Source organism: Halomonas sp. V046, assembly GCF_052645355.1.
Genome location: NZ_JBQXYF010000026.1, coordinates 1 through 26,672 on the forward strand (window position 1 = coordinate 1; position 26,672 = coordinate 26,672).

The 26,672-nt window shown below is 63.9% G+C and carries 30 protein-coding genes; 15 read left to right on the forward strand and 15 right to left on the reverse strand.

Annotation, left to right across the window (positions count from 1 at the left end; translation table 11 throughout):
• The first annotated feature begins 243 nt into the window (after window positions 1–243).
• Window positions 244–906 carry a 2-dehydro-3-deoxy-6-phosphogalactonate aldolase gene (locus ACUN9Y_RS21755; protein WP_445462840.1) on the forward strand — a complete coding sequence of 221 codons (663 nt, stop codon included), beginning with the start codon at window positions 244–246 and terminating at the stop codon, window positions 904–906.
• Entirely contained in the window at window positions 903–1,811 is a 909-nt protein-coding gene (locus tag ACUN9Y_RS21760) for a 2-dehydro-3-deoxygalactonokinase (RefSeq protein ID WP_445462841.1), read from the forward strand. Before ACUN9Y_RS21755 ends, ACUN9Y_RS21760 begins: the two co-directional genes overlap by 4 nt.
• A gap of 21 nt (window positions 1,812–1,832) precedes the next feature.
• Here the strand turns inward: ACUN9Y_RS21760 and ACUN9Y_RS21765 are convergent, their stop codons facing one another.
• The 11 genes from ACUN9Y_RS21765 to ACUN9Y_RS21815 form a co-directional block, all read right to left on the reverse strand.
• Complete coding sequence (locus tag ACUN9Y_RS21765; RefSeq protein ID WP_445462842.1) at window positions 1,833–2,342, reverse strand: hypothetical protein; 510 nt, start codon at window positions 2,340–2,342, stop codon at window positions 1,833–1,835.
• A gap of 314 nt (window positions 2,343–2,656) precedes the next feature.
• The gene (locus tag ACUN9Y_RS21770; protein WP_445462843.1) at window positions 2,657–3,202 is read right to left on the reverse strand and encodes a gluconokinase; all 546 of its coding nucleotides are present in this window, start codon (window positions 3,200–3,202) and stop codon (window positions 2,657–2,659) included.
• Window positions 3,203–3,358: 156 nt separating this feature from the next.
• Complete coding sequence (locus ACUN9Y_RS21775; RefSeq protein ID WP_445462844.1) at window positions 3,359–4,201, reverse strand: nitrilase-related carbon-nitrogen hydrolase; 843 nt, start codon at window positions 4,199–4,201, stop codon at window positions 3,359–3,361.
• A 4-nt stretch (window positions 4,202–4,205) separates the two neighbouring features.
• Complete coding sequence (locus ACUN9Y_RS21780; RefSeq protein ID WP_445462845.1) at window positions 4,206–4,394, reverse strand: hypothetical protein; 189 nt, start codon at window positions 4,392–4,394, stop codon at window positions 4,206–4,208.
• Window positions 4,395–4,445: 51 nt separating this feature from the next.
• The gene (locus ACUN9Y_RS21785; RefSeq protein WP_445462846.1) at window positions 4,446–5,201 is read right to left on the reverse strand and encodes an SDR family oxidoreductase; all 756 of its coding nucleotides are present in this window, start codon (window positions 5,199–5,201) and stop codon (window positions 4,446–4,448) included.
• A 138-nt stretch (window positions 5,202–5,339) separates the two neighbouring features.
• Window positions 5,340–6,671 carry an MmgE/PrpD family protein gene (locus ACUN9Y_RS21790; protein ID WP_445462847.1) on the reverse strand — a complete coding sequence of 444 codons (1,332 nt, stop codon included), beginning with the start codon at window positions 6,669–6,671 and terminating at the stop codon, window positions 5,340–5,342.
• Between the two features lie 105 nt (window positions 6,672–6,776).
• Entirely contained in the window at window positions 6,777–7,661 is an 885-nt protein-coding gene (locus tag ACUN9Y_RS21795; protein WP_445462848.1) for a glycine betaine ABC transporter substrate-binding protein, read from the reverse strand.
• Between the two features lie 63 nt (window positions 7,662–7,724).
• Window positions 7,725–8,606 (reverse strand): glycine betaine ABC transporter substrate-binding protein, encoded by an 882-nt coding sequence (locus ACUN9Y_RS21800; RefSeq protein ID WP_445462849.1) that lies wholly within the window; start codon window positions 8,604–8,606, stop codon window positions 7,725–7,727.
• Between the two features lie 137 nt (window positions 8,607–8,743).
• Window positions 8,744–9,475, reverse strand: coding sequence for an ABC transporter permease (locus ACUN9Y_RS21805; RefSeq protein WP_445462850.1), 732 nt, complete (start codon window positions 9,473–9,475; stop codon window positions 8,744–8,746).
• A gap of 4 nt (window positions 9,476–9,479) precedes the next feature.
• Window positions 9,480–10,661 carry an ABC transporter ATP-binding protein gene (locus tag ACUN9Y_RS21810; RefSeq protein WP_445462851.1) on the reverse strand — a complete coding sequence of 394 codons (1,182 nt, stop codon included), beginning with the start codon at window positions 10,659–10,661 and terminating at the stop codon, window positions 9,480–9,482.
• A gap of 40 nt (window positions 10,662–10,701) precedes the next feature.
• The gene (locus tag ACUN9Y_RS21815) at window positions 10,702–11,367 is read right to left on the reverse strand and encodes an ABC transporter permease (protein WP_445462852.1); all 666 of its coding nucleotides are present in this window, start codon (window positions 11,365–11,367) and stop codon (window positions 10,702–10,704) included.
• A gap of 502 nt (window positions 11,368–11,869) precedes the next feature.
• Between ACUN9Y_RS21815 and ACUN9Y_RS21820 the strand changes: the two genes are divergently transcribed.
• The 8 genes from ACUN9Y_RS21820 (at window position 11,870) to ACUN9Y_RS21855 (ending at window position 19,318) form a co-directional block, all read left to right on the forward strand.
• Window positions 11,870–12,331: an SUF system Fe-S cluster assembly regulator gene (locus ACUN9Y_RS21820; protein WP_445462853.1), complete on the forward strand. Its 462-nt coding sequence runs from the start codon at window positions 11,870–11,872 to the stop codon at window positions 12,329–12,331.
• Window positions 12,332–12,465: 134 nt separating this feature from the next.
• Window positions 12,466–13,908 (forward strand): Fe-S cluster assembly protein SufB, encoded by a 1,443-nt coding sequence (gene sufB, locus ACUN9Y_RS21825; RefSeq protein WP_445462854.1) that lies wholly within the window; start codon window positions 12,466–12,468, stop codon window positions 13,906–13,908.
• 73 nt (window positions 13,909–13,981) lie between these two features.
• Window positions 13,982–14,734 carry a Fe-S cluster assembly ATPase SufC gene (gene sufC / locus ACUN9Y_RS21830; protein WP_445462855.1) on the forward strand — a complete coding sequence of 251 codons (753 nt, stop codon included), beginning with the start codon at window positions 13,982–13,984 and terminating at the stop codon, window positions 14,732–14,734.
• Window positions 14,731–16,077: a Fe-S cluster assembly protein SufD gene (gene sufD / locus ACUN9Y_RS21835; protein WP_445462856.1), complete on the forward strand. Its 1,347-nt coding sequence runs from the start codon at window positions 14,731–14,733 to the stop codon at window positions 16,075–16,077. The genes sufC and sufD overlap by 4 nt, the downstream gene beginning before the upstream one ends.
• Window positions 16,078–16,079: 2 nt before the next feature.
• Window positions 16,080–17,321 carry a cysteine desulfurase gene (locus ACUN9Y_RS21840; RefSeq protein WP_445462857.1) on the forward strand — a complete coding sequence of 414 codons (1,242 nt, stop codon included), beginning with the start codon at window positions 16,080–16,082 and terminating at the stop codon, window positions 17,319–17,321.
• A gap of 137 nt (window positions 17,322–17,458) precedes the next feature.
• The gene (gene sufT, locus ACUN9Y_RS21845; RefSeq protein ID WP_445462858.1) at window positions 17,459–18,031 is read left to right on the forward strand and encodes a putative Fe-S cluster assembly protein SufT; all 573 of its coding nucleotides are present in this window, start codon (window positions 17,459–17,461) and stop codon (window positions 18,029–18,031) included.
• Between the two features lie 54 nt (window positions 18,032–18,085).
• Entirely contained in the window at window positions 18,086–19,135 is a 1,050-nt protein-coding gene (locus tag ACUN9Y_RS21850) for an ElyC/SanA/YdcF family protein (protein ID WP_445462859.1), read from the forward strand.
• Window positions 19,136–19,189: 54 nt separating this feature from the next.
• Complete coding sequence (locus tag ACUN9Y_RS21855; RefSeq protein WP_445462860.1) at window positions 19,190–19,318, forward strand: hypothetical protein; 129 nt, start codon at window positions 19,190–19,192, stop codon at window positions 19,316–19,318.
• Between the two features lie 186 nt (window positions 19,319–19,504).
• On the opposite strand, the gene ACUN9Y_RS21860 is transcribed toward ACUN9Y_RS21855, so the two are convergent.
• The 4 genes from ACUN9Y_RS21860 to ACUN9Y_RS21875 all read right to left on the reverse strand — a co-directional run bounded on the left by ACUN9Y_RS21860 (window position 19,505) and on the right by ACUN9Y_RS21875 (window position 22,799).
• Window positions 19,505–19,999, reverse strand: coding sequence for a hypothetical protein (locus tag ACUN9Y_RS21860; RefSeq protein WP_445462861.1), 495 nt, complete (start codon window positions 19,997–19,999; stop codon window positions 19,505–19,507).
• Window positions 20,000–20,187: 188 nt separating this feature from the next.
• Window positions 20,188–21,102 (reverse strand): 30S ribosomal protein S6--L-glutamate ligase, encoded by a 915-nt coding sequence (gene rimK, locus ACUN9Y_RS21865; protein ID WP_445462862.1) that lies wholly within the window; start codon window positions 21,100–21,102, stop codon window positions 20,188–20,190.
• A 33-nt stretch (window positions 21,103–21,135) separates the two neighbouring features.
• On the reverse strand, window positions 21,136–21,573 hold the full coding sequence (locus tag ACUN9Y_RS21870) for an ATP-dependent zinc protease family protein (protein ID WP_445462863.1): 438 nt from the start codon (window positions 21,571–21,573) through the stop codon (window positions 21,136–21,138).
• A 182-nt stretch (window positions 21,574–21,755) separates the two neighbouring features.
• Entirely contained in the window at window positions 21,756–22,799 is a 1,044-nt protein-coding gene (locus ACUN9Y_RS21875) for a DUF3549 family protein (protein ID WP_445462864.1), read from the reverse strand.
• Window positions 22,800–23,251: 452 nt separating this feature from the next.
• Here ACUN9Y_RS21875 and ACUN9Y_RS21880 point away from each other — a divergent pair, with 452 nt between their 5' ends.
• From ACUN9Y_RS21880 to ACUN9Y_RS21900, 5 genes are all read left to right on the forward strand, one after another.
• Complete coding sequence (locus ACUN9Y_RS21880; protein ID WP_445462865.1) at window positions 23,252–24,004, forward strand: amino acid ABC transporter substrate-binding protein; 753 nt, start codon at window positions 23,252–23,254, stop codon at window positions 24,002–24,004.
• Between the two features lie 18 nt (window positions 24,005–24,022).
• Window positions 24,023–24,697, forward strand: coding sequence for an amino acid ABC transporter permease (locus ACUN9Y_RS21885; protein WP_445462866.1), 675 nt, complete (start codon window positions 24,023–24,025; stop codon window positions 24,695–24,697).
• Window positions 24,694–25,458 (forward strand): amino acid ABC transporter ATP-binding protein, encoded by a 765-nt coding sequence (locus ACUN9Y_RS21890; RefSeq protein ID WP_445462867.1) that lies wholly within the window; start codon window positions 24,694–24,696, stop codon window positions 25,456–25,458. Before ACUN9Y_RS21885 ends, ACUN9Y_RS21890 begins: the two co-directional genes overlap by 4 nt.
• A gap of 163 nt (window positions 25,459–25,621) precedes the next feature.
• Window positions 25,622–25,966, forward strand: coding sequence for a YqcC family protein (locus ACUN9Y_RS21895; RefSeq protein WP_445462868.1), 345 nt, complete (start codon window positions 25,622–25,624; stop codon window positions 25,964–25,966).
• Window positions 25,967–25,997: 31 nt separating this feature from the next.
• A complete protein-coding gene (locus ACUN9Y_RS21900; RefSeq protein WP_445462869.1) occupies window positions 25,998–26,498 on the forward strand; it encodes a gamma-glutamylcyclotransferase family protein in 501 nt (166 codons plus the stop codon).
• Window positions 26,499–26,672 lie beyond the last annotated feature (174 nt).

Sequence of the window (26,672 nt, forward strand, 5' to 3'; positions counted from 1 at the left end):
AAGGGGGTGGCGCCACCGGAGGTCAGCCTGAAGGACATCTTCGTCTCGGTGCTGCCCTTCATCGCCCTGCAGCTGTGTGTGCTGGCCGCCTTGCTGGCATGGCCCGACATGGCGCTGTGGCTGGTGGGCTAGAAGGCTTGTCATGAAGGTGGGAGGGCGGCCAGTCGGCCGCTCTTCCGCGTCACGTTCTGTCGCCTCGTGTCGATTCGCGTCGATGCGGGTGAATACGCAAGAGGACCTCCGATGAACGCTGCCCAGCGCAAGACCCTGGACGCTGCCCTTGGCGAATTGCCCCTGGTTGCCATCCTGCGTGGCATCACGCCGGACGAGATAGAGGACGTCTGTGATGCCCTGATGGCGGCCGGGTTTCGCCTGATCGAAATTCCGCTTAACTCCCCCGATCCCTGGGTCAGCATCGAGCGAGCCGTCGCGCATTGCCCGGCGGATGTGCTGATCGGTGCGGGCACGGTGCTCGACGACGATGACACCGCACGACTCGCAGAACTTGGGGCACCGCTGATGATCACTCCCAACACCCAGCCGGCGCTGGTGTCGCTTGGTGCCAGTCGCGGTCTGGCACCGATGATCGGCTGTATGACCCCGACCGAGGCGCTGGCGGCGGCTCGCGCCGGGGCGGCCACGCTGAAGCTGTTTCCGGCGGCTCGGCTCGGCACCGGCTACTTCAAGGACATCAGCGCCATCCTGCCCAAGGGGTTGCCGGTGCTGGCCGTGGGCGGCATCGATGCCTCCAACATGGCCGAGTGGCACGCCGTCGGTATCGGTGGCTTCGGCTTCGGCAGCAACCTGTACAAGCCCGGACGCAGTGCCGCCGAGGTCGGTAGGGTCGCAAGCGAACTGGTCGCCGAGTGGCATCGCCTGGCGTCACAGGCCGGGGAGCAGGCATGAGCGAACGTCTGATTGCCATCGACTGGGGCACCAGCAATTTTCGTGCCTTTCTGATAGATCGGGCCAGCGGCGAGTGTCTCGAGAGCCGACGCTCGGACGCCGGACTGCGCTCGCTGACCACCGAGGAGTTTCCGCACTACTGCGAAGCTCAGGTCGGTGACTGGCGGGAGGGCGGCGATGTGCCGGTGTATCTGTCCGGTATGGTCGGTTCGGCCCGGGGCTGGAGTGAGGCGCCGCAACTCGACGTGCCGGCCACCGCCGGTGATCTTGCCGACCACGTGGTGGCGGCGCCGGGGTTAGCCAATGCCTGGATCGTGCCAGGGCTCAAGGTGGTCACCGATGACCACGTGGACGTGATGCGCGGCGAAGAAATTCAGGCGTTCGGTGCCCTGGCGCTGGCGGGCCGTGAGGATGGCGTCTGTTGCTTGCCGGGGACCCACAGCAAGTGGGTCAGGCTTGCGGGGGGGCGTCTGCAGGACTTCACGACCGCCATGACGGGAGAGCTTTACCACGCGGTGCGCTTTCACACCCTACCGGGGGAACCGGCACGCCCCGATGCGCCGCATGATGAAGCGGCCTTCACCCAAGGGCTCGCCGCCGCCGCGCACCCCTCTGGCGTGTTGCACGCGCTGTTCGAGGGGCGTAGCCGTCATCTGTACGCCGGACTCGCCGCCGAGCAGGTCGGCAGTTTCTTGTCGGGCGTGCTGATCGGTGCCGAAGTGCTGGCCCAGCGCGGTCACTACCTGAAGGATGTCGAGCGTGTGATGCTGGTCGGATCATCGAGCCTCAATCCGCTCTACCGTGACGCCATCGCGGCGCAGGGCATCGAGGTGCAGCAAGTCGATAGCGACCAGGCGACCCTCGCCGGGTTGCTGGCCCTGGCCGAGCGCCACCGGGCAGGGTAATGGCGACGGCGCCGGGTCTCGCTACCGCGTGACGCTCGACAGCGCCGTGGGCCTGCCGACAGCGTGAGGGCTGGCGGCCTTGAAGACGCCGGGCGTCTCGATGGTCCTGCCGTCGACATGGTTGTGTCCGATGAACGTCATGTCGCTGAAGTTGAGGATGTAACGCAGGGCCAGGCACTGCTTCTGTGCATGCTGATCCGATGGCGTGCGGAGTTCGAGGCGATAGACGAAGATCCGGCTATCGTCGACGGGCGTCGCCAGATAGGCGCTTTCGTCTCTGGTCTCTCTGGTCTCTCTGGTCTCTCTGGTCTCTCTGACAGGCGCGGCCAGGTCCTGGCTGCCGACTGTGCCTGGGACTGTGCCCGGGACTGTGCCCGGAACATCGGCGAGTGGCCAGAGGGCGGACGGGCCATGCCCGCGGCCATCCACCGGGGCGTGGTGGCGCATGCGTGTGGCATTTTCGAAAGTCACGCCCCAGGTCAGGCCATTGCAGCTGAATTCAAAGGTTCTTCCCACCATTGGGTCTTGCATCGGATTCTCCCGGCCGCGGTTGGCTCACGCAGGTGGCTCACTACGTTGAATAATAAAGGATGCCTTCGCCGACGCGGTGTTGCGTGTGCGCCTGGTGCCGGTAACCAAGCAGCAGGGGTATCGCAGTGAGCACCGGTGGAGGCGAGCAGATCGTGACGATCCGTCTTAGTGGCCTAGTCTAAGGGCAGCCTTACGTGCTGCGAGAGCGAGAAAGTTTGCGCAAGCAAGCTTGATGGTGGTGAGTGGGGAAAATGGCCGACACAGTCAACAATGAGTCAGCCATTGGGGAGAGAAAAGCGCACAGTGATGGCCGGTTACCGGCCGCGTCTCGCTGAACGTTGGTCAAGAAAATTCATGACAATCTGGCGGGGCATCTGGCGAATATCGCAGTGGATGGCCTCATCCTCGTCGGGTACCTCGAGGGTTTCCAGCTGGTTGAGCAGCATGTGTTCGCCGGCAAAGAAATGCTCACCACGGCTGTTCAGCCGCTCCAGCAGTACCGCTCGCGTGCCGCTCAGGTAAAGGATCTCAAGTTCCGGGGCCCCTTGGCGGAGAAGGTCTCGATAGCCGCGCTTGAGCGCCGAGCAGCCGATGACGAGGGTTTCATTGCGCTCTCGGTGCTGGCGGTAAAGCTCTGACAGCGTCCTGAGCCAGCCCTCGCGATCGGCGTCGGTGAGCGGGGCGCCACCCGACATCTTGGCGATGCTCGCTTCACTATGAAAATCATCGCCATCGATAAATAGTGCGCCGAGTTCCGCGGCGAGCTGACGGCCAATATGTGACTTGCCTGAGCCTGAAACGCCCATCACTAGAAAGCTTGCGGGCGTGGGAGATGAGGAGTGTCGTGATGAGTTCTTCATGCTGGGATCCGCGCGATGTCGTTTCCTGAAAGTCGAATGATCATAGCATGATTCCGGCACAAGATCCGGCGCTTGTGCCTCCTGAAAACGACCTGATACACGCGATATGAGAGCATGATCGCGCGATAGCGCGGCGGGGTTGCAGGAGCCGTGCGACTAACGATGGCCACTCATCAACTGGCGAACCAGGGGCGTATCGGCATCGCGCAGGGTCGGCAGTTCGAACCGGGCCTTGGCGATGGCGGTGCGTGACAGCATGGCGCTGATCAGGGTCTCGCGGTCTTCGGCCTCGGCGAGGGTCTCGCCGTTGGGCCCCAGGATGCGCGAGCCGCCCCAGAAGTGGCTGTCGCCCTCGGGCCCATAGCGGTTGGCCATCAACACCGGCGTGCCATAGGTCATGGCATAGAAGCTCACGTTCAGCGCCCAGTTCTGCTCGTTGGAAAAGTCCTGGCTGACGATGCCGGACGCCGAGTTGATGGGCGCGCACAGCACCGTGGGGCGGTTGAGCAGGGCGGCGTGAACGAGCCCAGGGTTCCACAGGTCGGCACAGATCAGGGCGGTCGCCTTCCATCCGGGGCAAACGTCCACCTGGGTGAGGGCGTCGCCATGGCTGAACCACTTGCCTTCCTCGAGCCCCCCGTAGGTGGGCAGATTCAGCTTGCGATGCACCGCGACGATGGCGCCGTTGGCAACGATAGCCATGGCGTTGTAGTACTCCCCGGGACTGGCTTCCTCGACGAAACCCACGACCACCAGCATGCCTTGGGCCGCGCTGGCCAGTCGCCCCAGGCGTGGGTCCTCCTGGGGCATGGCGACCTGCATGACGGCCTGGCCGAGGCCATAGCCGGTCAACGACAGCTCGGGAAAGACCAGCAGTTCGACGCCGCGTCGGCGGGCGTCGTGGATCATGTCGAGATGTTGCTCGAGGTTGGTGTCGACATCGCCTAGACGGGCATTGGTCTGGGCGCAGGCGACGTGAAGACTGTCCTGATAGTGCATTGGCTCAGGGCTCTTGGTTGGGGCTGGGGTTGGCGTTCGAACCGGAACCGGAATCGGCTCCTGGCGTGGTAGTCGCCTCGGCGGCGTTGCGTGACCGTTGCGTGGCACGTCGAAACAGGCGAAAGCCAATCCAGTGAATGGCCACCAGTGCCACGAGCGTGCCGCCGATCAGTAGATAAATGGTCGTGTCCATGCATGGTCCTCGCGGTGGGAAGGGGGCCGGGGCTTGGCGCCGCGGCCTGGTTCAGCGACCTCCGGCGACGTCGATAAAGGTGCCGGTGGCGTAGGAGGCGGCATCGGACAGCAACCATGCGATGGCCTCGGCGACTTCATCGGCGCTTCCGGGGCGGCCCAGGGGGCAAAGTGGTCCGAGTTCATCGAGGCGCTCCGGTCGGCCGCCGCTGGCATGAATGTCCGTGGCGATCAGTCCGGGGCGCACGGCGTTGACGCGGATACCGCGTGGCCCGAGTTCTTTCGACAGGCCGACGGTCAGGCTATCGAGCGCGCCTTTGCTGGCGGCATAATCGACGTATTCGTTGGCTGAGCCGAGCTTCGAGGCCATTGACCCGACATTGACCAGGCTGCCGCCCTCGGTGAGCGTGCGAGCCGCTTCTCTGGCGACCAGAAGCGCTCCCATCACGTTGACCTCGACGATGCGGCGAATGCGTTCCAGCGGCATCTCGGCCAGGGGCAGGGCAGGTGCGACGATACCGGCATTGTTGACCACGCCGGTAATGGCGCCCCACTGATCCCGTGTCGCTTGAAAGAGTGCCGTGACGTCGGTCTCCGAGCGGACATCGCCTTGTCGTGCGATGGCGCACCCCGGCCCGCCGAGCGCCTCGCACTCGGCCAGGGTGTGTTCGGCTGCCTCGCGATGGCCCTGATAGCTGAAGGCGACTCTCCACCCTCGCCTGGCACAGGCCAGGGCGGTGGCGCGGCCGATGCCGCGGGAGCCTCCGGTGATGACGACGGCGGGGGCTGACTCGGGCTCAGGCTGCATAGTCGGGAGTCCTCGGTGATCCTTGGATGGCGATCGGGTCAGGCTGGCGGTGGTGGTTTCGCCGTCCGGCTCCGTGGGTCTGGCGAAGGCTCCGGCGCTGAGGCCGGAGTCCTACTATGCGAAGTGCCGCAGGGATGGTCAAAGACTTGTTCCGTCGCTCGGTGTCGCGGGGCCAAGCAGGCGTAGCAGGTCCGTGGTCGGTCGCCGCTCCAGATCGCTGATCACGGCGGCAATCGATTCGGCACGGTCGCCTAGCGCAGGACGCGCGAGGGTAAGGAACTTGTCACCGATCTCGTCATCCGACAGCGGGTTGTGGGGATTGCCGCGGGCCTCCATGGCTGGGCTCTCGATGACCTGGCCATCGCGCAGGTGGAGCCTGGCGCGGGCCCAGCGTTCGGCGGGAAAGACGCCATTGAACTCGTCGCTTTCCGTGACCTCGACGCGGCGCGCCAGGGCGCATAGGGCGGGGTCGCCGAGATCTTCGCCAATGCCGGCGACATCGATGGTGCCGCGGTCCAGCGCACAGGCCACCGACCACGGTAGGCTGTACTGGGCGGCCTCGGTGGTGCTTGGCTCGATGCTGTGCAGACGCCTGGCCTCATGAAAGGTCACGATCTCGATGCGCTCGATAGCCTCGACGCGCCGCTGGTGTGCGGGTATGGCAAGGACGGCCTCCACCGCGGGCTGCGCCCAGCGGCATACCGGGTAGGCCTTGAAGTACTGATCGAAGAGATAGTCCCGCGTGTCGAAGTCGCTCCAGATGTGATCGAGATCCTCGCTCATCAGGCTGACTGCCGGGGCACCAGTGAAGCCATCCTCGGCCAACAGCGTCGCCGCGACACCGCCCATGGCCCCCCAGCCGGAGCCATCCTTGAGCATGGTCGGGTGGTCGATGCAGCGCATCATCTGGCTGCGCGGGCCATAGAATTCGGCGATGCCGAGGGCGTGGCCAAGACGCTCGCGATCGAGGCCGCGCAAGCGCGCGGTGACGGCGGCAACGCCGAGGGCATTCCAAGCGCCGGAGGTGTGATAATCAGGGCTCGAGGCGTGCAGGGCGATGCCGGCCCGGGTGGCGACTTCATAGCCCAGCGCCAGCAGGCCGAGAAATTCATGGCCGCTGGTGTCTTCGATCTCGGCCAGGGCCAACAGCCCCGGCAGCAGAGCCACGCCGCAGTGGCCCTTGGTCAGGACCTGGCCGTCGTGGGCATCGAGAGCATCGATCAGCCAGCCGCCGTGCAAGGCGACCCCGGTCGGAGACGCCGTGGCGGCGGTGAACAGCAACGGACGCTCGCCGCCGTGCTGACTGGCGACGTAGCGACTGGCGTGGCTGGCCAGGGGCGTCGCGGTAGCCCCGGCGGCGACGCCGAGAAGATCCAGCAGGCAGCGCTTGGCCTGAGACAGTTGAGGTGGTGGCAGGGCGTCCAGAGGGCGGCCCTGGATGGCGTCGAGAACACGGTCGCAGGCGGTCATGGTCGTGGTGTCGTCCTAAAGGGGGCTCGAAGGCGCGGTGACGGACATGGCGGGTGATCGGTGGTCAGAGCCGAAAACGGCCCCGTGGTCAGGGGCCGTGAAGGATTACAGCAGGGCGTTTTCCTCGAGGAAGGCCGCGGCAACGTCCTCCACCGTCTCTCGGTCGACATCGACTCGGGCGTTGAGTCGCGCCATGGTGGCGTCGTCGAGCAGCGCCGACAGGGTGTTCATCTGCTCGGCAAGCGCTGGGTTGGCATCAAGCGTCTGCCGGCGAACCACCGGTGTCAGGGCGTAGTCCGGGAAGAACTCCTTGTCGTCTTCCAGCACGGTCAGGTCGAGGGCGGGGATACGACCATTGGTGGCCGTGGTCATGGCCACATCGACCGCACCCTGGTCCAGGGAGGTCAGCGTCAGCCCCTGGTCCATGCGCTTGACGTTGCGCCGGCCAAACTCGAAGCCGTAAGTCTCCTGCATTGGACGCAGACCATCATCGCGGGAGTAGAAGGTGGCGTTGGAGGCCAAGGTGAGTGCCTCGCCGGCATTGATCACATCGGCCAGGTCCGACAGGGACTCGATACCCAGCGACTCGGCTTGGTCGTGGCGCATGGCCAGGGCATAGGTGTTGTTCGCCGCGGAGGGATCCAGCCATACCAGGCCCTGCTCGGCGTCGAGCTCCTTGACGCGCTCATAGGCGGCCTCGGGCGAGAGCTTATCGGTGACCTTGTTGTAGCTGATCAGCGAGGTGCCGGTGTATTCCCAGTACAGGTCGATCTGGCCGTTGACCTGGGCCTGGCGTAACACGGTGGTGCCCATGCCGGCGTTTTCCTCGACGTCGTAGCCCGCGGACGCCAGGTACTGGGTGGTCATGCTGGCGAGAATCAACTGCTCGGTGAAGTTCTTGCCGCCGACCGTAATGGTGTCTGCCTGGGCAAAGGCGGTCACGGCCATCAGCGTCGTGGCCGATAGCAGATGGCGCAGGGTGGGACGCATGGAAGCTTCCTTGAAGGGTCGATTCGCAACAATGAAAGGCCCCTCAAGAGGGGCCGCTGGGGCTTACAGCAGGTCGTTGTCCTTGAGGAAGGACTCGGCGACGTCTTCGATGGTCTCGCGCTCGACGTCGACTCGGGCGTTCAGGGTCGCCATGGTCTCATCGTCAAGCAGCGAAGAAAGAGCGTTCATCTGGCCTTCGAGCTCCGGGTTGGCCGCCAGGGTCTCTTCGCGTACCACCGGCGTCAGGGCGTAGGCCGGGAAGAAGTTCTGATCATCTTCCAGCACCACGAAGTCGAACGCCGGGATGCGGCCGTCGGTGGCGAAAACGAGCCCGACGTCGACCTGGGCGTCGCGCAGTGCCTGATAGACGAGCCCCGAATCCATGCGCTTGACATCGCTGCGTCCGACGCGGAAGTCGTAGGCCTGCTGCAGCGGACGCCAGCCGTCTTCACGGGCGTAGAATTCGGCGTTCATGGCGAACGACAAGCCCTTCTCGTCGTTCACCGCGGCGGCCAGGTCCGACAGGGTCTGGATGCCGGTTTCCTCGACGCTTGCCTGGCGCATGGCCAGGGCGTAGGTGTTGTTGGCGGCGGACGGCTCCAGCCAGACCAGGCCCTTTTCGCCGTCGAGCTCCTTGACCCTCTGGTAGGTTTCATCGGCGCTGAGCGACTCGGTCACGTCGTTGTAGTTGATCAGGGAGGTGCCGGTGTATTCCCAGTACAGGTCGATCTGACCATTTTCCTGGGCCTGACGCAGCACGGCGGAGCCCATGCCGGCGCGCTTCTCGACGTCGTAGTCCAGGCCTTCCAGATACTGGGTGGTGAGGCTCGCGATGATCTGCTGCTCGGTGAAGTTCTTGCCACCGACCACGACCTCATTGGCCGAGGCGCTGGCAACGGTGCCGGCCAGGGCCAGGCCGGTAAGGGCGGTCATCAGGGTCTTCATGGGAGCTTCTCCTGTGGGGATGAATGACGGCAAGTCAGTGCTGTGCCGTCTTTTGCTGACCTTTACGGTCGCTTGTTGTGACGGGGCGTCGTCGGCGTGGCGCCCCGTTGGGTCCTTTCTGCCACTGCCTGAAGGCATTAGTGGCGAGCCGGATTGACGCCTCGCGGCACCACCACGAAGGCGATGAAGGCGATCAAGGCATCGACGATGATGGCCAGCAGTGCCGTCGGGATGGCACCGGAGAGCATCATGATCGGGTCATACAGGTCGATCCCGGTAAAGATGAGCTCGCCGAGCCCGCCGGCACCGATCAAAAAGGCCAGCGGCACGGTGCCAACATTGATCGTCAAGGCGGTGCGAATGCCGGCGAAGATCACGTAGAGCGCATTGGGCAACTCGACCCTGAGCAGCCGCTGGGTTGGCGACATGCCGATGCCAGCGGCGGCTTCCTTGAGCGCCGGGGAGACGCCCTTGAGGCCGGCATAGGTATTGCGAGCGATCGGCAGCAGGGTTGCCACGAACAGTCCGAACACGGCCGGCAGCGTGCCGATGCCAAGAAAACTCATGGACAGGGCCAGCACCGCCAGGGTCGGAATGGTCGTGCCGACGTTAAGCGCCTGCATCAGGGTCTCGGCATACCGTTGCATGCTGGGGCGTGACAGCAGCACGCCAAGCGGAATGGCGACGAGGATGGCCAAGCCCCCGGACATCAACGTCAGCCACAGGTGCTGGATGGCCAGGTACTCGACATCGGGGAGGTAGAAGATGAAGTCGTCGATGGCGCCGGTCGCCTCGCTCCATACCCCGAGCAGAAACATCGCTATCAGCAGCAGGGCGATGACCGCGCCCTTCAGGCTTTGAATCGGCATAGGCTCACCCCCCGGCCTGGTTGGCTTGGGACGCAGCGGCGAGACGCATCGCGTCATCTTCACGCTGCTTGGTACGAAAGCGTGCTCCCAGGTGGTGGGTCATGGCGCGCTGGGTGATCTGACCGCAGACGCGCCCCTCATCATCGACGCAGGGCAGCCAGGTGATGTCCTGGGCGAACATCAGCGAAGCGACCTTGCGCAGGTCATCCTCGAGGTTCACCGAGGCCGGCACGTTCTGGAAATGATCGCGACAGTAGCCCTTGGTGGTTCGGGCCACGGAGCGGCTGATCAGGCCCACCGGCTGACGCTTGTCATTGATCATCAGAATGGAATTCTGGTAGCCGTAATCGTCGATGCGTGCCAGTGCCTGTTCCAGGGTGTCGCCCGGGGATACGGTACCGATCTCGTCGCTGACGACTTCGGAGACCTTGACCAGGTTGAGGCGCTTGAGCGCACGATCCTCGCCGAGAAAGGACTCGACGAAGGCGTTCTTGGGGGCGGCGAGCAGGTCGTCCGGCGTCGAATACTGGACCAGCTTGCCTTCACGAAACACCGCAATTCGATCGCCCATCTTGATCGCCTCGTCGATGTCGTGGCTGACGAACATGATGGTCTTCTTGAGGTCCTGCTGCATCTTGAGGAACTCGTCCTGGATCACCGCCCGGTTGATCGGATCGATGGCGCCGAAGGGTTCGTCCATCAGCATCACGGGCGGGTCTGCCGCCAGGGCCCGAGCGACACCGATACGTTGCTGCTGGCCACCGGACAGCTCAGACGGATAGCGCTTGAGAAAGGCGTCGGGCTCCAGCGCGATCATGCGCATCAGCTCCCGGGCCCGTTCGCGATAGCGGGCCTTGTCCCAGCCGAGAAGCTTCGGCACCACGGCGATGTTTTCCTCGATAGTCATGTTGGGAAACAGGCCGATCTGCTGGATCACGTAGCCGATGTTGCGGCGCAGGTCCTGAGTGTCCATGCCGGTGGTGTCTTCGCCATTGATGAAGACCTTGCCGGAGGAGGGCTTGACGATACGGTTGATCATCTTGAGCGTGGTGGTCTTGCCGCATCCTGATGGGCCCAGCAGGATGCAGATCTCGCCGCTCGGGACCTCCATGTTGATATGGTCGGCGGCGACGACAGCGCCCTTCGGGGTGTCGAAGACCTTGGTCAGGTTTTCCAATCGAATCATTGCGCATTCCTGTTGGTAAATAGGGGGCGAAAGCGCCGTGTCATACGGCGCTGGCGGCGCGCTCCATACCCTTGGGCGTCATGCGTTTCTGAACCGCGAGCAGGCCAAAGTCGACGATGATGGCGAGCAGGCTCACCGCCAGCGATCCGATGATCAGCTGGCGCGGGTCGGACTGGGAAATGCCGCGGCTGATGAAGGTGCCGAGCCCCCCGGCGCCGATGTAGGCGGCGATGGCCATGACACCGATATTCAGCACCACGGCGGTACGTACCCCGGCCATGATGACCGGCACCGCGAGTGGAATCTCGACCATGCGTAGACGCTGGTTGTGACTCATGCCGATGCCCCGCGCGGCCTCGCGCAAGGCAGGATCGACGTTGTGAATGGCGGTGTAGGTGTTGCGAATGATCGGCAGCTGCGAATACAGCAGGACGGCGATGACCGCCGGTACGTAGCCGATGCCGTGGCCGATCAGGGAAAGCACCGGAATCATGATGCCGAACAGCGCGATGGAAGGAATCGTGACGATGATCGATGCGGTATACAGCACCGCCCGAGCCAGGCGCTCGTTGCGGGTGATGGCGATACCGATGGGAACGCCGGTCAGTGTCGCAATGCCGACCGCGACGCCGACCAGAGCGATGTGTTCGAGCGTTCGTGACGCGAGCAGGTCGATGTTGTCTAGAGCGTACTGAAAAAGTTCCAAGGCGATGACTCCTGCGCTGAGATAAGCCCGCAAGTTTGCCTGGGACGCACTCGATCGCGTCTTGCCATGGTCATGGCAAGAGCGTGAGAAAAGCGTCCTGAGCTCTTGAGTGTCCCAAGCTTAGCAGAAACAAGCATCTATATTGGTTGGCAATGGATGACGATCTGTAATGATCAGAATTGATGGATCTGATGCTTCTTTCTGGCGCGAAGGCGAGTGTGCAGACTTGTTATAAATGAGAATGATTGGCTTTCGTGGCGCGAACGGCATCGAACATGTCGATATTGGCCACTCTATCGAGGTAATAGCGGGGTTGGCTCTTCACACGAACTTTATACAGGACTAAAATGGTCCCCAATCGAATTCAGGGCACTCGCCTCGAATGGATGAGCGGGTAGCGTCACTGGAGAGCCTTGACCATGGTGTCGCGTTCAGCGCGGCGGGTGCAGCGATTCCTGGCGCAAGTCCCGACAGGCAAGGGGCCCGGCCCCGGGAGATCGGCATGCTCAAGCTTTCTCGGCTGACAGATTACGCCGCTGTGGTGATGGCTCAGATCGCTCGCCACCCGGAGCAGGCGCATGCGGCCACGGAGCTCGCCGATGCGGTTCAATTGCCGCACCCGACCGTCAGCAAGACGCTCAAGATGCTGGTCAGGGCGGGGTTGCTCGAGTCTCGTCGTGGCGCCCAGGGTGGCTATCGCCTGGCGCGTCCCGCGTCGCGCATCACCGCCAGCGATATCATCGCGGCCATCGAAGGGCCGGTGGCGGTGACCGAATGCAGCCATGCCGATGGCGACTGCGACCTGGCGTCTACCTGCGGCGTATCGGACAACTGGCAGCGGGTGTCGGTGGCCATTCGAGAACTGCTCGACAGCGTGACTCTGGCGCATCTGGCGGACGCTTCACCGCTGAAGCTGCCGATGCGCCTGCCGATTCAGAGCGTGACGCTGGCCGCCGAGGCGTGAGGCCGTTCGCCGGCGTCTGCTGAGCGAGTGACACGAAGAGGAACAGCGCCCGACGCCAACCTGGCCGGCGCATCGCATTCTTTACCCTGAGCGGGTCAAGCCCGCCGACCCAACAGTCCGGGAGGGGACACATCATGGCAAGTCAGGAAATGGAACAGCTTGTCCGTCGCGAATATAAAGAAGGGTTCGTGACCGACATCGAGAGCGATACGATACCGCCAGGGCTGGACGAAGACACCATCGCCTTCATCTCGAACAAGAAAGGCGAGCCGGAGTGGATGCTCGAGTGGCGACTCGAGGCCTATCAGCAGTGGTTGAAGATGACGTCACCGTCCTGGGCTCACCTCGATTATCCTCCCATCGATTACCAGGCCATCTCGTATTTCAGCGCCCCCAAGCGTGACGAAGACAAGCCGCAGAGTCTCGATGAGGTCGACCCGAAGCTGCTCGAGACCTACGAGAAGCTCGGCATCCCGCTGCATGAGCGCGCGGCGCTGGCCGGCGTCGCCGTGGATGCGGTCTTCGACTCGGTGTCGGTGACCACCACGTTCAAGGACAAGCTCCACGAGGCGGGCGTGATCTTCTGCTCGATCTCCGAGGCGATCCGCGACTACCCGGAGCTGGTCAAGCAGTATCTCGGCACCGTGGTGCCGGTGGGGGACAACTACTTCGCCGCGCTGAATTCCGCGGTGTTCACCGATGGCTCCTTCGTGTTCGTCCCCGAGGGCGTGACCTGCCCCATGGAGCTATCCACCTATTTCCGCATCAATGCGGCCAATACCGGCCAGTTCGAGCGCACCCTGATCGTCTGCGAGAGCCGTGCCCAGGTGTCCTACCTCGAAGGTTGCACCGCGCCGCAGCGCGACGAGAACCAGTTGCATGCGGCGGTGGTCGAGCTGGTGGCGCTCGAGGATGCCAAGATCAAGTACTCCACGGTGCAGAACTGGTACCCCGGTGACGAGGACGGCAAGGGCGGCATCTACAACTTCGTCACCAAGCGTGGCGAATGCCGCGGCGACCGGTCGCACATCAGCTGGACGCAGGTCGAGACCGGGTCGGCGATCACCTGGAAGTATCCTTCCTGTGTGCTTCGCGGCAAGGATAGCGTCGGCGAGTTCTACTCGGTGGCCGTGACCAATGGGCGTCAGCAGGCCGATACCGGCACCAAGATGATTCACCTGGGCGAAGGCTCGACCTCGACCATCGTCTCCAAGGGCATCTCCGCCGGTCGCTCCAACCAGTCCTATCGTGGCCTGGTCAAGATCGGCGCCCGGGCCAAGGGCGCGCGCAACTTCACCCAGTGTGATTCGCTTCTGATCGGTGATACTTGCGGCGCTCACACCTTCCCGTATCAGGAAATTGGCAACAGCACCGCCACCGTCGAGCATGAGGCGACGACCTCGAAGATCGGCGAGGACCAGCTGTTTTACTGCCAGAGCCGTGGTATCCCCGAGGAAGACGCCGTCAACATGATCGTCAATGGTTTCTGCAAGGACGTCTTTCAGGAACTGCCCATGGAGTTCGCCGTAGAAGCCGAGGCGCTGCTCAATGTCACTCTGGAAGGCGCCGTCGGTTAAGGCCCAGGCCACTCGGATCGTCATTACGTAACTCCCTGCCGCCAGCGGCGGCAGGCACTGCAAAGGTGTCTACATGCTCGAAGTCAAGGATCTGCACGTCACTGTCGAGGGTTCCGAGATCTTGAAGGGTCTCACCCTGACCATCAACGCCGGTGAAGTGCACGCCATCATGGGTCCCAATGGGGCCGGCAAATCTACCCTGTCTGCCGTGATCGCGGGCAAGGATGGCTACGAGGTCACTGGCGGCTCGATCACCTTCGAAGGCCGCGACGTGCTCGAGATGGAAATCGAAGAACGCGCTCAGGCGGGCCTGTTGCTGGGCTTCCAGTACCCGGTCGAGATTCCGGGCGTGAAGAACATCTACCTGCTCAAGGCCGCCTTGAATGCCCAGCGCACGGCGCGCGGTGAAGGCGAGATGCCGGCCCCGGAGTTCATGAAGCTGATCAAGGAAAAGGTGGCGTTCATGAAGATGGACACCAGTTTCCTGCAGCGTGCGGTCAACCAGGGTTTCTCCGGTGGTGAGAAGAAGCGCAACGAGATCCTGCAGATGCTGGTGTTGCAGCCGAAGCTCGCGATGCTCGATGAGATCGACTCTGGTCTCGATATCGATGCCATGAAGGTGGTAGCCGACGGGGTCAACTCGCTGCGAGCCGAAGAGCGCGGCATTCTGCTGGTGACCCATTACCAGCGCCTGCTCGACTACATCGTGCCGGACAAGGTCCACGTACTGGTCGATGGCCGTATCGTCAAGACCGGCGGCGCCGAGCTGGCCCGCGAACTCGAATCCCGTGGCTACGACTGGGTCGTAGAGGAGCCCGCCGCATGAGCGACGTGCAACGATTCCTGGACCGCCTGGCCGCGCGCAGCGCCAGCCGCGGAGCGGAACCCTCCTGGATCGCCGCACGGCGCCAGGCCGGTGCGGCGCGCTTCGAAGCCATGGGCTTTCCCCACAGGCGCATCGAAGAGTGGAAGTACACCGACGTGCGGGCGATCAGCCGCGGCGATTTCGCCCTCGCCACCGATGCCGACTTTTCGCCGGCGTCGGCGGCGGCATTGACCTTGCCGCTGGAGGCCCACCGTCTGACCTTCGTCGATGGGCTGTTCTCCAGTGCCCTGTCGGATCTGTCGGACTTGCCGGCCGGGGTCGTCGTTCAGCCGCTGAGCCAGGCCCTGGCGGAGAATCACGAGGCCGTCGGAGGGCCGCTGGGCCGCTTGACCGGGGTCGAGCTGTCGGCCTTCGCGGCGCTCAACACCGCCTTCTTCGAGGAGGGGGCCCTGGTGCGTCTGGCGCCCGGCGTGGTGGTCGACAAACCCATCGTGGTGCAGTTCCTGTCACGGGCCAACGAGGCCCCGGTGATGAGTCATCCGCGTATCCTGATCGAGGCCGGGGCCCGCGCAGAGGCCACCGTGATCGAGCATCACGTGGGTGAAGAGGGCGCCGCCAACTTCACCAACCTGGTCGAGGAAGTGATGCTCGATCGGGGCGCGATTCTCAACCACTACAAGCTGGTCGAGTCCCCCGAGCAGGATCTGCAGATCGCCAGTCTGCAGGTCGAGCAGTGCCGCGACTCGCGCTTCACCTCGTTCAACCTGACCCTCGGTGGCGCGCTGGTGCGCAACGACCTGATCAGTGACCTCAATGGCCAGGGGGCGGAAGTCACCTACAACGGGTTGTTCTACGGTCAGAACCGTCAGCACCTGGATACCCATACCCTGGTCAACCACAATGCCCCGCACACCTTCTCCCACGAGAACTACAAGGGCATCCTCGACGACCGCGCCCATGGCGTGTTCAACGGCAAGGTGATCGTCAAGCGCGACAGCCAGAAGATCGAGGCGAACCAGAGCAACGCCAACCTGCTGCTCTCCGATCGTGCCCAGATCGACACCAAGCCGGAACTCGAGATCTACGCCGACGACGTCAAGTGCTCCCACGGTGCCACCACCGGGCAGCTCGACGAGGAAGCGGTCTTCGCCCTGCGCACCCGCGGGCTTGATCAGTCCACGGCCCGGGGCTTGTTGACCCTGGCCTTCGCCGGCGAGGTGATGGATCAGGTCACGGTCGACGCCGTCGCCGAACGCGTCGAGCTGGCCGTGGCCGGCAAGCTGCCGGAGCGCTTCAACCTGGCCGGGCTGGTGGAAGCCGCCGTGGCCCTGAACGAGGACTGAGCATGGCCAACTTCAGCGACCTGCTGCTGGATGTCGCCCGGGTACGCCGCGACTTCCCGATCCTGGATCGGGAAGTGCATGGCAAGCCGCTGGTGTATCTGGATAACGCGGCCACCAGCCAGACGCCGGTTCAGGTCATCGCGACTTTCGATGACTACTATCGTCGCCTGAATGCCAATATCCATCGTGGGCTGCATACGCTGGCCGACGAGGCGACGGCGGCCTTCGAAGGTACCCGGGAAACGGCGCGGGCCTTCATCAACGCCGCCGAGGCCAGGGAGATCGTCTTCACCCGGGGCACCACCGAGGCCATCAATCTGGTGGCCCAGAGCTGGGGGCGGACCAACCTCGGTCCCGGCGACGAGGTCCTGATCAGCCTGCTTGAGCACCACTCCAATATCGTACCGTGGCAACTGCTGGCCGCCGAGCGTGGGTTTACGCTCAAGGTGATCCCGGTGGACGAGCGGGGCGTGCTCGATCTCGATGCCTATCGTGACCTGATCAATGAGCGCACCAAGCTGGTGGCGGTCAATCATGTTTCCAACGCCCTCGGTACCGTCAATCCGGTCACCGACATGGCCCGAGTGGCCCATGATCACGGTGCCCTGATCCTGGTCGATGGCGCCCAGGCGGCACCGCATCAGCTGATCGACGTGCAAGCCATCGGCGCCGACTTTTACGCGTTCTCCGGGCATAAGGTCTATGGCCCGACCGGCGTTGGCGTGCTCTACGGCCGCGCCGAGCTGCTTGAGGCCATGCCGCCGTGGCAGGGCGGGGGCGAGATGATCGCGACGGTGTCCTTCGAGACCCCCACGACCTTCGCCGCCATTCCGCACAAGTTCGAGGCAGGGACGCCCGCGATCGCCGAGGTCGTGGCGCTCGGTCGGGCGCTTTCGTGGGTCAACGAGATTGGCCTCACCCATATTGCCGCCTGGGAAGAGCGTCTGCTCGAGCATGCAACGGACACGGTCTCCCGCATCGATGGACTGCGAGTGCTGGGGACCGCTCCCGACAAGGCGGGCGTATTGTCGTTCGTGGTCGATGGGGCCCATAGCCAGGATATCGGCCTGTTGATCGATCAGCTTGGCGTGGCGATCCGCACCGGTCATCACTGCGCTCAGCCGTTGCTGGCACGGTTCGGGGTCGATGCCACCTGCCGCGCCTCCTTCGCCGCCTATAACACCCCCGAGGAAATCGACATCTTTGCCGAGAGCCTCGAACGGGTGGTTTCCATGCTGCGCTAAGCCAGCACCCGGCCAAGCACCCGGCCAAGCACCCGGCCAAGCACCACCCAAGGCAGGCTTGGCCGGTGGCGTCGCTCCCGGGCGCGCGGCCTCGCCCGACACAGGGTGCAGGTGCGGCCAAAGACACAAGGACTTTCATGAGCGATAACGAGCAGATCGCCCGGCTGAGCAAGGGCCAGCAGCTGCCCCTGCAGCGCGATGTGGATGCGATCTCGATTCCTTTCGGCAAGACGGTGACCCTAGAAGAGGACAGCACCGTCTCGGTGATGCAGGCCAAGGGCAGCACCGTCAGCGTCGGTTACGAAGGCCGGCTGTATCTGATCGAGGGGGCCAACCTGGATGCGGTGGGGCTCGAGGCACTGCCACGCCCGACGCTGGACCCCGAGGCCGACGAGGACACCATCGAGGCCTTCGTCTGGGATCAGCTCAGGACCTGCTTCGATCCCGAAATACCGGTCAATATCGTCGATCTTGGACTGGTCTACGGTTGCCGCATCGAACGCCTGATCAGCGGCGAGCGCATCGTTACCATTCGCATGACGCTGACCGCGCCGGGCTGTGGCATGGGCGATGTGATCGCTGCCGATGCGCGTAACAAGATCCTCGGTGCACCGCAGATTGCCAAGGTCCATACCGATATCGTCTTCGACCCGCCCTGGAGTCGTGAGATGATGACCGACGAAGCCAAGCTCGAGTTGGGCATGTTCTAACGACGGCCGGCCGCAAGGGGCGGCCACCGGACGGACCCCGTGGACGGAAGGTGCATGCGATTGTCGCTATGGAAGCTGTTTCGCAGCCTGTTGTTGGCCCTCGGCACCATGGCGCTGCTCATGGCGCTGGCCTTCGTGATGGCCAATGTCTGGGTGCTGGCGAGCACTCGCGAGCGCATCGAGCATAATCTGGCCAAGTGTGCCCGTGAGCGAGTCGGGATCGTTTTTGGCACCTCGCACTGGACCCGCAGCGGCCTGCGCAACCCTCACTTCGAGGGGCGCATGACCGCCGCCGCCGAGCTTGTCGCCAGCGGTCGCGTCGATCACTTGCTGGTCTCGGGGGACAATAGCACGCGTTACTACAACGAGCCGGTGACCATGTGGCGCGATCTGCGCGGGCGTGGCGTGCGTGATCAGGACATGACCCTGGATTACGCTGGCTTCAGCACCTTCGATACCTTGGCCAGAGCGCGAGACGTGTTCCAGGTCGATCGGGCGCTGCTGGTGACCCAGGGCTGGCACCTGCCCCGGGCGTTGTTCATCGCGGATGCGCTGGGGCTGGACACCGTCGGCTGCGCGGCCCCGGAGCGTGAGGCCGAGGGTACTTGGTACCTGCGCATGCGGGAGTGGGTGGCCCGCGTGGCCACCCTCGGGGACCTGTACCTGTGGAACCGGGAGCCACGCTTTCTGGGGCCTCTGGAGCCGCTGCAGATTGCCCCCCGCGGCGCGCCGGCGTTGGGTGACATCGTAGCGCCGGTGCCTGGCGGTACGCTGAGCGATGACAGTGAGCCGGGTGATGAGAGCCAGACGATTCGTTTCCCTGATGGCGCCAAGCGGTCAGATCCGCCTTCCGAGGAAGGCGCCGACCCACACCAGTCGGTTCCGGCGCCGGCCGTCGAGCAAGGCACCCGCGCGGCAGAGCCGAGGCGCCAGGATTCAAGCGCAGAGATTCCGCCTCGCGAGGACTCGGGGTCAGTTGCCGCGGAGCATGATGCCGAGCAAGGCGTGATCCCGCCATCCCCCGAGACAAGCACTCACGAGAGTGGCGATGGCCAGGCCCCCGCGTCGAAGGAATCACAGGAACCCGCACGGCCGTCGCGCTGAAGGCAAGAATTCAGGAGGCGCCCAGGAGGCGCCCAGGAGGCGCCCGAGCCAGCGGTGCTGCTCGACAAGGGCCCAGCGGTGCTGCTCGACAAGAGCCCAGCGGTGCTCTGCGACAAGAGCCCAGCGGTGGCGCTCGACAAGAGCTCAGCGGCGGCGCTCGACAAACAAGAGGGCCGGCGATGATGCGGGCGGCGGATGGGGCTTACCGTGACTCGCCCGGCAACAAAAAGAGCGACGCCGGGGATCCGCGTCGCTCTTTTTCGTGCCGCTTGGTGTGTCGCTAGGCGTCGTCCTGATCGTTACCTTCGCAGGGAGCCCATCGTAGGGCGTGCGCCGTGTTGAAAAGCCCGCACCGAAAGCGGGCGCACGCTAGCGCCGCGTGGCCTTTCTGGCCGGTGCGCGCTTGGCGGCGGCGGCTTTCTTGGGGTCGGTTTCCTTCTGCAGGTCGTAGAGCACGCGAATCAGCGAACGGCAGCCCTTCCAGCACTCTTCGATCACCGGCTCGATGGGGCCGGGCAGAGGATGGGTGAACAGGGTGGACAGTGCCTGCATCAAGACCCGTTCTTGTTCCAGCAGCTCGTTGATCAGCACCTGCGAGTCGTTGCCGACGAAGCTCTTCAGGCGACTCCACAGCCACATGTAGTCATCGCGCTCGACATCGGCGTCGCGGGGTAGCAGGTCGAGGTGGCGACGGGCCAGGCTCTGCAACTTTCGCATCGTCTTCTTGCGCGTCTCGAAATGGGGTTCGAGAGCATCACGCAGGGACGGCCTCAGGCGCTCGAGGTTGTCCTGGAAATAGTCGATGCTGTCAGCCAGCGCTTCAAGAACGCTATCCATCGCCACTTGGCGATTGTCGAGAAACATGCGCGTCACCTCCTCCGGTGACGCAGATTGTGGGGCTCTAGCCCCCGTTTTGCCACCCCCAAAGGCGCAAATATTTATGATTCTTGGGATGACGATCGCCGAGGGTTAGACCTTTGGCGTAAGGCGCGAGGCTGAGAGAGGGGGAGTCGTTGCCGAGCCGATGCATGACCGGCTCGGGGACTCGTGTCCTAGCCCTTTGGCTTGACCGGGGGGCGAGTGCGTGGACGGGCCACGGCGCTCTTTTCGAGGTGTTCGATGACCAGGCCGGCAATGTCCTTGCCGGTGGCGGTCTCGATGCCCTGCAGGCCGGGCGAGGAGTTGACCTCCATGACGACCGGGCCGTGGTTGGAGCGGAGCAGATCGACACCGGCCACTCGCAGGCCCATGGCCTTGGCGGCACGAATAGCGGTGGAGCGCTCCTCCGGGGTGATGCGGATGATGCTGGCGCTGCCACCGCGATGGAGGTTGGAGCGAAACTCGCCTTCGGCGGCTTGGCGCTTCATCGCCGCGACGACCTTGTCGCCGATGACGAAGCAGCGGATGTCGGCGCCCTTGGCCTCCTTGATGTACTCCTGGACCATGATGTTGGCTTTCATGCCCATGAACGCCTGGATCACCGACTCGGCCGCCTGGTTGGTCTCGGCGAGCACGACGCCGATACCCTGGGTGCCTTCGAGTAGCTTGATCACCAGCGGGGCCCCCTTGACCATGGTGATCAGGTCGGGGATGTCATCGGGGGAGTGGGCGAAACCGGTGACCGGCAGGCCGATGCCCTTGCGTGAGAGCAACTGCAGAGAACGTAGCTTATCCCGGGAGCGGGTAATGCCGACGCTGTCGTTGAGCACGGGAATGTTCATCATCTCGAACTGGCGCAGTACCGCGCAGCCGTAGAAGGTCACCGACGAGCCGATGCGCGGGATGACCGCATCGAAGGGCTCGAGCTCCTCGCCTTTGTAGTGAATCGACGGGTGATGCGAGGCGATGCTCATGTAGCAGCGCAGGGTATCCACCACGCGGGCCGAATGGCCCCGTTGCTCGGCGGCTTCCACCAGACGACGAGTCGAATAGAGATTGCGATTGCGGGACAGCAGCGCGATATGCATGGGCATGTCTCCAGGTCAGTGGCGGAGGGGCGGTTAGGGTTCGCCGTGCAGGAAGGCCGCCCCGGGGGCGACCAGCAGGCGCCGCAGGGCGCGGCGTCCAAGCAGCAGCGGGTGACGCATGTTGCGTCTGTCTGTCAGGGAAAACTCGACCGGGAAGTCGAGTTCGCCGAGCTGGAGCCGGGTACGGATGATGTAGCGCCACTCGGCCAGGCCGTTGGAGCTGGTCACCTTGCGCCGATCATGCAAGTGCATGCGATAGGTATGGGCCGGGCTGCCGGGGCCACCGCCCCGGGTCACGAAGCTGACCCAGAGTATCTCGTCCTCCTCGAAGGATTCGATGTCCTCGGCGTGCAGGGCCGACGTTCGCGCGCCGGTGTCTACCTTGGCACACAGGTGCAGGTGCATGTCGGGCAGCACGACCATTTCACGGCGACCGATCACGGCCTTGGCCTGATAGGGCAGTTCCTTCATGGCTCCCCTCCTTGTCGTCGTCGGACACCGCTCGGATGTCATCATAAAGACGGCGGGTCGTGATGCCTGCACGTCCATGCCGTGTCTCGAAATTCCTGCCTTGCGCTCACGCGCTCCGCAAGGGGCGTTGGTGGTGAAAGGCGATGGGCCTTGCGGTGTGTCAAGCCGGGTGACGAGGGCGATCAGGCGCCTTCGCCGGGAGCCGCAGTGACCGTCGCGAGACGTCGCGCAATCGCCGAGCCAGGGGCCGAGTGGCGAAGGGTCATCAGGACCGGTAGCCTGAGCCGCGGAATCTGCGCCAGGTCCCTCGCCAGGGCCAGGAAGTCGGCGTCGTCGCGCTCGGCGGCCCGGGACAGGAAGCCCGGCAGGCGCTCGGCGTCTTCCAGGTGCTCCCAGCCTCGGGCGGCCATGGCGGCCAGGACGTCGGGCCCGCACGCATCGGGATCTGCCAGCAGGGCATCGTACCAGGCCCCGGCCTGGGCCCGGGGAGCCGCGCCCATTGCCCTGACACAGGCGCAGAAGGCCTCGATCTCGCCCTGTCGAGCCAGCTGCTCACCGCGTGAACGTAGCGCGCCGGCGATGGCTTCATCGACGGAGACATGTTCCAGACAGTAGCACAGGGAGGTCAGTACATCGTTGTGCAGTTGCGGGAGTCTAGCGCTCAGATCGCGACTCGTTTCGGCATCCAGGCGAACGACGTGGTCGGCCAGGCCCTGAAGTCCCAGCGCACGCCAGTCAGCGTTGCCCTGGCCGCTGAAGAACGCCTCGACCGGCTCCAGGTGCTGGCTCGCGGCCAGCCCCAGGTCGAGGCTGGCTCGTGCATGGAGGACGGCCTGGAAGGCCAGTGGCGGCGTGAACGCCAGCGGGTTGTCCTTCATCAGGTTGTCGATGTGACTCGTCTGATTGGCGTCGATGGCCTCGGCGCTAGCGCCGATGGTGGTCAACAGGCGCTCGAGGAACGCGTCCCGTTGGGCAGCGTCGAGGTGGCCCTGTTCATCCAGCGGCAAGGCCAGAAACCAGATCAGCGGATCGGTCATCTCACCGAGGCGAAAGACCATGGCCAGGCGCGCCTTGGCCTGCCACGGAAACGGCCAGGCACTGTCCCCTTGCTCGAACTCGGCCAGGGTCTCGAGCGCGCAGGGCTGGACGCGTCGACCCATGTGGTAGAGCTGGACCTCGGCCCCGGTCAGGGTGAAGAAATCGTGAAGGCAGTGGATAGGTTGCATGGCCCCTCCGGTGAACAAGCGTGCACTCTAACGCGGTGGCACATGAGTGTCAGCCGCTCGCCGAGGAAAAATTCCCGGGGGGGTGATCAAACTTTAACCGATCGCTCGAGAGCACCGCCATCACCGGCGCTTGGCCACCTGTTCAGTGGTTATCCACAAGGACGTTCAGTGCTTCTGTGAATCTTCCTTGGCGGGGGATAAGTGTCGGTGGATATCCTGGCGAAGCGGCTGTCGGGCGCACGATAGATGGAGTTGATCGCTTTGACCAACGGATTTTACACTGCGGCATGAAGCAGTTTGGAATATAATGTCTCGCGCTTATTCCAGAAACATCTGGTTGCACCCTGGCCTGGTTCCAGTCACGTTTGGTGCCAGGAAACTCAGATTCAGTTCATCGGGCCGAACAAGGGTCGCCTTTTCGGTTCTGGAGTCCGCAAACGAGGAGTCACCCTATGCTTCGCCAGCTGGCCACATCCATCATCTCTGCAGGCGCCTTGAGTCTTGCTATGAATGCCGCAGCCGCCGACGACAGCCTCAAGGTGGGCATGTCGGGGGGATACTTTCCGTTCACGTTCGTCGAGCAGGACACGCTCAAGGGATTCGAGGTCGACGTCATGGAGGCCGTGGCGGAAGAGCTGGGGGTAGAGGTCGAGTTCGTCACGGCCAATTTCTCGGGCCTGTTCGGCATGTTGGAGTCAGGCCGTATCGACACCATCGCCAATCAGATCACGATCACCGACGAGCGTGAGCAGAAGTATCTGTTTACCGCGCCCTACGTCTACGATGGGGCGCAGGTCGTGGTGAAAGAGGGTAACGATGCCATTGGCGGCGTCGAGGACCTGGCCGGCAAGACCGTGGCGGTCAACCTGGGCTCCAACTATGAACAGCTGCTGCGCGAATTGCCCTACGCCGACGACATCGATATCCGTACCTACGACAGCAACATCGAGCAGGATACGGCGCTTGGCCGGGTCGATGCGTTCGTCATGGACCGTGTCAGTGCGACCCAGGTGATCAAGGACAAACCGCTGCCGCTGGCGCTGGCCGGCAAGCCGTTCTCCGATATTCGCAATGCGCTGCCGTTCCGCCAAGGCGATGCCGAGCTGCGTGATCGGGTCGACGCTGCGCTGGATACGCTGCGAGAAGACGGCACTCTCGGCGAGATATCGAACCGCTGGTTCGATGCCGATATCACCCGTCCCTGAGGCGAGACCATCGCTCTTATGAATATTCTGAACCTCGACTACATGCTGGGGCTCGTGCCTATCCTGCTGCGCTATCTGCCACTGACGCTCGGCATGGCGGCGGCGGGGATGGTGCTGGCCCTGGCGCTGGCCTGTGGCCTGGCGGTGGTGCGGGTGCTGAAGATTCCTGGGCTGAACGCGGTCACGCTGCTGTTTATCTCCTTCTTTCGCGGCACGCCGCTGCTGGTGCAGCTGTTCCTGTTCTACTACGGTCTGCCGCAGATCATGGCGTTTCTGACCAGTATCAATGGCATCACCGCGACTATCATGGGCCTCACGCTGCACTTCTCGGCCTACATGGCGGAGTCCATCCGGGCCGCCATCGTCGGTGTCGATCGCAGTCAGACCGAGGCGGCGCTGTCCATCGGCATGACCAACGCCCAGCTGATGCGGCGCATCGTGCTGCCCCAGGCGACGCGGATTGCCGTGCCGACATTGATGAACTACTTCATCGACATGATCAAGGCGACATCGCTGGCCTTTACCCTCGGCGTCACGGAGCTGATGGGGGCCACGCAAAAGGAAGCCGCCGGCAGCTTCCTGTACTTCGAGGCGTTCGTCACCGTGGCGGTGATCTACTGGGCCATCGTCGAGGCGCTGGCCTGGCTGCAGCGTCGACTCGAATCGCGACTCAACGAGGCCTATCGCCGATGATCAAGGTGACACAGCTGGTCAAGCGCTTTGGCGAGACCACGGTGCTCGATGGCATCGATCTGGAAATTCGCGAGGGCGAGATCATCGTCGTGATCGGGCCATCCGGCACCGGCAAGTCGACGCTGCTGCGCTGCCTGAATTTTCTCGAGCAGCCGGATGCCGGGCGCCTGGTAATTGGGGACCTGGACGTGGACGTGACGCGCGCCACCAAGGCCGATATCCTCTCGGCCCGGCGACGCACGGCGTTCGTGTTTCAGAACTACGCCCTGTTCGCCAACAAGACGGCACGGGAAAACATCGCCGAGGGCCTGATCGTGGTCAATCGCTGGCCCAAGGCCGAGGCCCATGCGCGAGCCGTCGAGATCCTCAAGCGTATCGGGCTCGAGGATAAGGCCGATGCCTACCCGGCGTCACTGTCCGGCGGTCAGCAGCAGCGTGTCGGCATCGGTCGGGCCATGGCCGCCCAGGCCGAAGTCATCCTGTTCGATGAGCCGACCTCGTCGCTGGACCCGGAATGGGTCGAGGAGGTTCTCGGGTTGATGAAACAACTCGCCAGCGAGCGTCAGACCATGCTGGTGGTGACCCATGAGATGAGCTTCGCTCGAGACGTCGCCGATCGCGTGGTGTTCATGGACGGTGGACGCATCGTGGAGCAGGGACCACCGTCTGAGTTGTTCAATACGCCCAAGGATCCGCGCACCCGAGACTTCTTGCGCAAGGTGCTGGCGACCCAGGCGTCGTCGACGACGCCCGCGAGCTGATGGTTCGGCGCGACTGTTCTGCTCGAAAGCGGTGGCTATTGTGCTCGAAAGCGACGGCCTTGAGCCTCGCCGGCGCTGGCCTTGACGCGTCACATGGCATCGTCGTTGGCCATTGCCCGCCAGCCGTGAGACACGCCATTCATTCTAGATGACCGGAGTCCCTATGACGGTTCACCCCACAGTGCACGCCGATCTGGCCGCTGCCCTGCGCGATCTCGAAGCTACCATGAAAGCCGTCAATCTGTGGCGCATGGACAAGCCCGAGCCCGCGGCGTTCAATAGCCAACAGCCCTTTTGCATCGACACCATGTCGTTGCCGCAGTGGCTGAGGTTCGTGTTTATCGTGCGCCTGCAGGTGCTGGTCGAGCATCGCTCGCCGTTGCCGGCCAGCTGCGACGTGGCGCCGGCGGTAGACGCCTACCTCAACCAGGAAGGCGCGGGAGCCGCCGATCGCGCGATGATGAAGAGCGTGGTCGAGGAAATCGATCGTTTGATCACCGATAGCTGAGGCGATGTGGCCTCAGGCCAAGGGAGGAGAGATGCCCTGGTACTTCGCCTACGGCAGCAACATGAACGAGGCCCGGGTCGCGGCTCGTATCGGCGCGACGAAGCGGGTGTTTCCGGGCCGGCTCGAGGGGTATTCGCTGCGATTCAACAAGGCCTCGCGGGTGCCCGGCATTGCCCACGCCAATGTGGTCGAGGCCGTGGGCGAGAGCGTCGAGGGAGCCTTGTTCGAGTTGCTTAAGCCCGAACAGATCCACGCCATGGATCCTTTCGAGGGTTATCCCCACGAGTACGATCGACATCGCCTGGCGGTGCTGACGTCGGAGGGGCGGATCGATGCCTGGGTCTACATCGCCGGGCCCGAACGTCTGGGCGAAGCGTTGAAGCCGGCACGGGAGTATCTGGCTCACCTGCTGGCGGGAGAAGCCTTCGTGAGTCGCGATTACCACCGGGCGCTGGCGGCTGTCGAGGCGGTGGAAGGGCTCGATGATGCGACGCTGGCCCGGCTTGGGCTATCCCGAGCCACGCCTCGCTAGCCAGCGCAAGGGCCTGGCAACCGACAACAATAAAGCCCGCCGATAGGTGAACTGCACCCCGAAAGTTGGACACCCACATCCAACCTTCGGGGTGTTTTCATGAGCAACCGATACGACGAGTGGTTCAAACTGCTGGTGGCACAGCAGTGTTTGCACGGTGACACCAGCTTGAGT